Raw genomic sequence first — 6,067 nt, 5'->3', positions numbered from 1 at the left:
CCACCCACCAGCCCGAACAGATGCCCCTGCCAACTGACCCCCTCCGCCGTCGGCAGCGCGCCCCACAGGATCGAGCCGTACACCGCGAGGACGACGACGCCGATCAGGACGTCCACCGCGCGGCGGTCCACGAAGCCGCGGATCAGGAGATAGCCGAAGAGTCCGAAGACGACCCCGGACGCACCGGCCGTCACCGAGTCGGCGGGCCCGAAGAACCAGACGCCGAGGCCGCTCGCGAGCACGATCACCGCGACGACCGCGGCGAACCGGCGCAGCCCGGAGAGCGCGGCCAGGAAGCCGAGGACGAGCAGCGGCACGCTGTTCGTCGCGACGTGACCGAAGCCGAAGTGCAGGAACGCCGCCGGCACCACGTCCCACAGCTCACCCGGCACACGCGGGGTGATGCCGTGCGCGTCGAGGGCGTGGCCGCTCACCGTGTCGATGACTTCGAGCAGCCAGAGCAGGGCGACCCAGGCGGCCATCACGACGGCGGCCACAAGGGCCCGCCGCCTGCCGGACAGTGGGGTCGAACGCCACGGTACGGGTTGTGCGTACGCCATGACAGAAGCCTCCTGTCCGCTCAACGCCCGGTGGGGTCTGCCCGGTTCCGGGCCTGCGGATAGGCTCGTCGCGTGCAGCCCGTACCCGAACACACCTCGCAGCGCCGACCCTGGGTGGTCGGTGTCTCCGGCGCGTCCGGTACGCCGTACGCCGCCGCCGTGCTGCGGGCGCTGCTCGGTGCGGGGGAGAGCGTGGACCTGGTCGTGAGCCGGGCCTCGCGGCTGACGTTGCTCGACGAGACGGGCATCGCGTTCCGGGACGCGCACTGGCAGGAGGACCTGCGGGCGTGGCTCGCGCGGGGCGCCGACGGCAAGCCCGACACCTTCACTCCGGCCGACGTGTCCGATGTGCGGTACTGGGCGGCGGGTGACCTCGCGGCCGGCCCCTCGTCCGGCTCGTACCCGGTGCGGGGAATGCTGATCGTGCCCGCGTCCACGGCCTGCGTGGCCGGAGTGGCGCTCGGGCTCTCGAAGGACCTGTTGCAGCGCTCGGCGAGCGTGACCCTCAAGGAGGGCCGGAAGCTGGTCGTCGCCGTGCGGGAGACCCCGCTGAACGGTCAGACGCTGAAGCATCTCGTGTCGCTCGACGAGGCGGGCGCGATCGTGCTGCCCGCCTCGCCGGCGTTCTACGCGGGGGCGACGCACATCCAGGACCTGGTGGACTTCGTCGCCGGGCGGGTGCTCGACGCGGCAGGGGTGCCGCACGACCTGTACCGCCGGTGGGAAGGAGAGCTCGGTGGCGGCTCTCGCGTATAGGCGGTCGGCTAGCGCTTCTTGGCGCCGCGCGAGCGGCGGGACCTCGCGGCCGCGCGACCGTTCGCGTCGGCGGGCAGGTGGGCACGCGAGCGGTTGGCCAGCTCCTGCAGCTGTCGCATGTGGGCGTAGGCCATCTCGATCGTGTACACGGTGAAGCTCACTCCTGGAATCTGAGAATCTGAAAGATCTTCGGTGATCTGGTGAAAGAATCACAGGGGTGTGACCCTGTGCGCCTTAGATTTTATACGTAAACTCGTGGCATCGCTGAACAATGGAAGGCACCAGGCATATGGACGCGGTGGACAGGCAGCTCATCCAGGCCCTCCGGGAGAACGGCAGGGCCTCGTACGCCGAACTCGGCCGGCTCGTCGGACTCTCCGGCCCCTCCGTCACCGACCGCATCAACCGCCTGGAGGCGGCGGGCGTCATCACCGGCTACCGCGCGACCGTCGACTCCGCCGCGCTCGGCCTCGGCGTGACCGCCCTGGTCGGCATCTCGCTCTCCGACGCCACCGACCACGAGGACGTGGCGCACCGGCTCAAGGACCTGGGCGAGATCGAGGACTGCTGGTTCATCGCGGGCGACGACTCGTACATGCTCAAGGTGCGGGTGGACGACGTGGACGGTCTTGAGAAGACCATCCGCCGGCTCAGCGGCACCAAGGGTGTCTCGCGCACCCGCACCACCATCGTGCTCTCCACGAAGTGGGAGAACCGGGTCGGGGAACTGCCCGAAGAGGTGTGACGCCGGGCGCCGGTGGGGGTGAGTGCCGGTCAGGGGCGGGGGAGTACGGTTGTCGAGTTGTCCGCAGGGAGAGGTTGAGGCGCATGGACGCGGGACTCAAGCGAGAGCTCGAGCAGAAGGTTCTGGCCGGTGAGCGGCTGACCCGCGAGGACGGGATCGCCCTCTACGAGTCGGACGACCTGGCCTGGCTCGGCGGCCTCGCCCACGAAGTGCGCACCCGCAAGAACGGCGACGTGGTGCACTTCAACGTCAACCGTCACCTCAACATGACGAACGTGTGCACCGCGTCCTGCGCGTACTGCTCGTTCCAGCGCAAGCCGGGCGAGAAGGACGCGTACACGATGCGGATCGAGGAGGCGGTGAAGCTCGCCAAGTCGATGGAGGGCGAGAACCTCACCGAGCTGCACATCGTCAACGGCCTGCACCCCAACCTGCCGTGGCGCTACTACCCGCGCTCCCTGCGGGAGTTGAAGGCCGCGCTGCCGAACGTCTCCCTCAAGGCCTTCACGGCGACGGAGATCCACCACTTCGAGACCATCTCCGGGCTCTCCGCCTCCGAGATCCTCGACGAGCTCATCGACGCCGGTCTCGAGTCGCTGACCGGCGGCGGCGCCGAGATCTTCGACTGGGACGTGCGCCAGCACATCGTCGACCACAAGACCCACTGGGAAGACTGGTCGCGCATCCACCGGCTCGCGCACGAGAAGGGTCTGAAGACCCCGTGCACGATGCTGTACGGACACATCGAGGAGCCCAAGCACCGCGTCGACCACGTGCTCCGGCTGCGTGAACTCCAGGACGAGACCGGCGGTTTCCAGGTCTTCATCCCGCTGCGCTACCAGCACGACTTCGTCGACATGCAGGACGGCAAGGTCCGCAACAAGCTGCAGGCGCGCACGCAGATGGCGACCGGCGCCGAGGCCCTGAAGACCTTCGCCGTCTCCCGGCTGCTTTTCGACAACGTCCCGCACGTCAAGGTCTTCTGGGTGATGCACGGCGTGCAGACCGCCCAACTCGCCCTGCAGCACGGCGCCGACGACATGGACGGCTCGGTCGTCGAGTACAAGATCACGCACGACGCCGACAACTACGGCACGCCCAACAAGCTCACCCGCGAGGACCTCCTCGACCTGATCCGCGACGCCGGCTTCCGCCCGGTCGAGCGGAACACCCGGTACGAGCTCATCCGCGAGTACGACGGCCCGGACCCGGAGCGTCGTGAGTCGCCGCAGCCGATGCGGGTCTGAACCGTGCCGCTGCGTTTTGAGTTCGAGCCCGCCGTCGGCCCCGACCTGGGCCGCGGCGTCCTCGACCTGTGGGCCGCCGTCACCAACGCGGGCGGCGCCGTCGGATTCGTACCGCCGGTGACGCGCGACGCCGTACGGCCCGAGTGGCTGAAGCACCTGACCGCGATGAGCGAGGGCCGCACCAAGCTGCTCGTGGGGTACGACGAGGACGGCGCCGTCGCCGCGACCGCCTTCCTCGCCCTGAACTCGCACCGCCTGATGCGCCACTGGCTCTGGCTCTACACCGTGATGCTGCACCCCGCGCACCAGGGCAAGGGGTACGGCCGGGACCTGATGGCCGCCGCCGCGGACGCGGCCCGCTCCCTCGACGGAGTCGAGGGCATCCGGCTGACCTGCCGGGGCGGCCTCGGCCTCGAGCGGTTCTACGGATCGTGCGGCTACAAGGAGGCCGGCCGGGTGCCCGGCGCGATCAGGGTGGCCCCGGACGACGACCGGGACGACATCACGATGTGGCTGCCGCTGCACTGAGCCCGCCGGAACGATCGATTTCCGGGCGTGCTTCACTAGTCGGACAGGCCGTGAACGTGACTGCAGAGAGAAGGCGAGCCGTGGCACCGAAGCCGAGCGCCACCGTCCGGTACACCGCGATGCGGCTGGGCATCTTCGCCGCCAGTTTCTTCGCGATCTGGGGTCTGGTCTACGCCGGCGTGCTGCCGCGCGGTCTCGGCGGATCGAACCTGCTCTGGGTGCTGGTCCTCGCCATCGTCGTCTCCGCGCCGCTCAGCTTCGTCCTGCTGCGCAAGCAGCGCGACGAGATGTCCGAGCAGATCGTCGACCGCGTCGACCGTGCCAAGACCAAGCTCGCCGAGAGCCGCACCATGGAAGACGGCGTACAGCTCTGAGTCCGCCGCCGGTACGGGTTCCCTGAACGTTCCCGCAGGCGTGTAACTCTGCTCACAACGAACGCGACGCCCCGGCGTCCGAGCCCTCGCTCGGACGCCGGGGCGCCTTTGTTTTTCGGCCTGTTCGGGGTCGAGTGGCCGGAAACGTATCCCAAAGAAGCCCTTTGATGTACTCAAAGTTCAAGTGTTAACGTGTTCGACATGAAGACAGCAGCCGCGCCCCCCACCTCCATGAGCGTTCTGCTCGTGGCGCGCCTGCATGTCGATCTCTGCCGCTGCGTGTCCGCGGCCTGTTGCCGCGTCTGAGCGACATCCATGCAGCGGTGCCGCGCCGTTCTCCGCGGCCGCCGCTCCACGCAAGTCACGTCTTGCCGCGTGCCTCCGCACGCAAGTCCCCGACCCCGCGCGTCTTCACCGGAGTGTGTCCGTGTCCGCGAATTCCCAAGCCGCCGCCGAGAAGCCGTCCGGCTTCCGAATACCGAAGGTCCCCTTCTGGGCCCAGATCGTCGCCGGTCTGGTCCTCGGTGTCCTGCTCGGCTGGCTGGCCCGCAGCCAGGATGTGTCCTGGCTGGTCACCACCCTCGACAAGGTCGGCTCGATCTTCGTCCAGCTGCTCAAGCTGGCCGTCGCGCCGCTCGTCTTCTTCGCCATCCTGGTGTCGATCACCAACCTGCGTAAGGTCAACAACGCCGCGCGCCTGGCGACCCGCACCCTGCTCTGGTTCATGATCACCTCGCTGATCGCGGTGGTCATCGGCCTCGCGATCGGCCTGCTGACCAACCCCGGTGCCGGTACCGGCCTCACGCCCAAGGACGGCGCGAAGCCCGAGAGCGCGGGCACCTGGATCGACTTCCTGACCGGGATCATCCCGACCGACATCATCACGCCGTTCACCGAGCTGAACGTGCTGCAGATCGTCTTCATGGCCGCCGTCGCCGGTATCGCCATCCTGAAGATCGGCGAGAAGGCCAAGCCGATCCTGGAGCTCAGCGAGTCCGTCCTGACGCTGCTGCAGAAGGCCCTCTGGTGGGTCATCAAGCTCTCCCCGATCGGCACCGTCGGCCTCATCGGCTTCGCCATCGCGGACTACGGCTGGGACCTGATCGGCAAGTACGCGACGTTCACCGCGGACATCTACATCGGCTGCGCCCTGGTGATGTTCGGCGTCTACCCGCTGCTGCTCGCCACCGTCGCCAAGGTCAACCCGCTGAAGTTCTTCAAGGGTGCCTGGCCCGCGATCCAGCTGGCCTTCGTCTCCCGCTCCTCGGTCGGCACGATGCCGGTCACCCAGAAGGTCACCGAGCGCCTCGGCGTACCGAAGGACTACACGTCCTTCGCGGTTCCCTTCGGCGCCACCACCAAGATGGACGGCTGCGCCGCGATCTACCCGGCGATCGCCGCGATCTTCGTCGCGCAGATCTTCGACGTGCAGTTGGGCATCAAGGAGTACATCCTGATCGCCTTCGTCTCGGTCATCGGATCCGCCGCCACCGCCGGTCTGACGGGCGCCACGGTCATGCTGACCCTGACCCTGTCGACGCTGGGCCTGCCGATGGAGGGCGTCGGTCTGCTGCTCGCCATCGACCCGATCCTGGACATGATGCGCACCGCCACCAACGTGGCCGGCCAGGCGGTCATCCCGGTGATCGTCGCGTCCCGCGAGAAGATCCTGGACCGCGAGGCGTACGACCGTGCCTCGGCGTCCCCGATCGACGAGCCGCTCGACCAGCCGCAGGCGGTCCCGGCAACCGCCTGATGTGACTCCCGTACCGCGCCCCGGACCGTGATACTCGGTCCGGGGCGCGGTCGTGTGTGGCGGCCGTGAGGTGAGGGGGCGGCTGTGGTGGGGGACGGGGT

General features: G+C 68.6%; 8 protein-coding genes. 6 read left to right on the top strand and 2 right to left on the bottom strand.

Annotated features, from left to right (window positions below; translation table 11 throughout):
• Positions 1 to 560, bottom strand: a 560-nt coding sequence (locus GUY60_RS32705) for a rhomboid family intramembrane serine protease (protein ID WP_161704498.1), incomplete at its 3' end; no start/stop codon positions are given.
• A 72-nt stretch (positions 561 to 632) separates the two neighbouring features.
• Here GUY60_RS32705 and GUY60_RS32700 point away from each other — a divergent pair.
• Positions 633 to 1,316: a UbiX family flavin prenyltransferase gene (locus GUY60_RS32700; RefSeq protein WP_161704496.1), complete on the top strand. Its 684-nt coding sequence runs from the start codon at positions 633 to 635 to the stop codon at positions 1,314 to 1,316.
• A gap of 8 nt (positions 1,317 to 1,324) precedes the next feature.
• Here GUY60_RS32700 and GUY60_RS38360 read toward each other — a convergent pair whose 3' ends face one another.
• Complete coding sequence (locus GUY60_RS38360; protein WP_187370187.1) at positions 1,325 to 1,477, bottom strand: hypothetical protein; 153 nt, start codon at positions 1,475 to 1,477, stop codon at positions 1,325 to 1,327.
• Positions 1,478 to 1,605: 128 nt separating this feature from the next.
• On the opposite strand from GUY60_RS38360, the gene GUY60_RS32695 reads away from it, so the two are divergent.
• The 5 genes from GUY60_RS32695 to GUY60_RS32675 all read left to right on the top strand — a co-directional run bounded on the left by GUY60_RS32695 (position 1,606) and on the right by GUY60_RS32675 (position 5,966).
• Positions 1,606 to 2,061, top strand: coding sequence for an Lrp/AsnC family transcriptional regulator (locus GUY60_RS32695; protein WP_161704494.1), 456 nt, complete (start codon positions 1,606 to 1,608; stop codon positions 2,059 to 2,061).
• 83 nt (positions 2,062 to 2,144) lie between these two features.
• Positions 2,145 to 3,308, top strand: a complete 1,164-nt coding sequence (gene mqnE / locus GUY60_RS32690) for an aminofutalosine synthase MqnE (RefSeq protein ID WP_161704492.1) — start codon at positions 2,145 to 2,147, stop codon at positions 3,306 to 3,308.
• Between the two features lie 3 nt (positions 3,309 to 3,311).
• On the top strand, positions 3,312 to 3,836 hold the full coding sequence (locus GUY60_RS32685) for a GNAT family N-acetyltransferase (protein ID WP_161704490.1): 525 nt from the start codon (positions 3,312 to 3,314) through the stop codon (positions 3,834 to 3,836).
• A gap of 80 nt (positions 3,837 to 3,916) precedes the next feature.
• On the top strand, positions 3,917 to 4,210 hold the full coding sequence (locus GUY60_RS32680; protein ID WP_312866509.1) for a DUF4229 domain-containing protein: 294 nt from the start codon (positions 3,917 to 3,919) through the stop codon (positions 4,208 to 4,210).
• A gap of 427 nt (positions 4,211 to 4,637) precedes the next feature.
• On the top strand, positions 4,638 to 5,966 hold the full coding sequence (locus tag GUY60_RS32675; RefSeq protein WP_161704488.1) for a dicarboxylate/amino acid:cation symporter: 1,329 nt from the start codon (positions 4,638 to 4,640) through the stop codon (positions 5,964 to 5,966).
• Positions 5,967 to 6,067: the final 101 nt, after the last annotated feature.

The organism is Streptomyces boluensis (assembly GCF_009908195.1).
GTDB lineage: Bacteria > Actinomycetota > Actinomycetes > Streptomycetales > Streptomycetaceae > Streptomyces > Streptomyces boluensis.
This window is presented reverse-complemented; position numbering and strand designations above follow the sequence as displayed.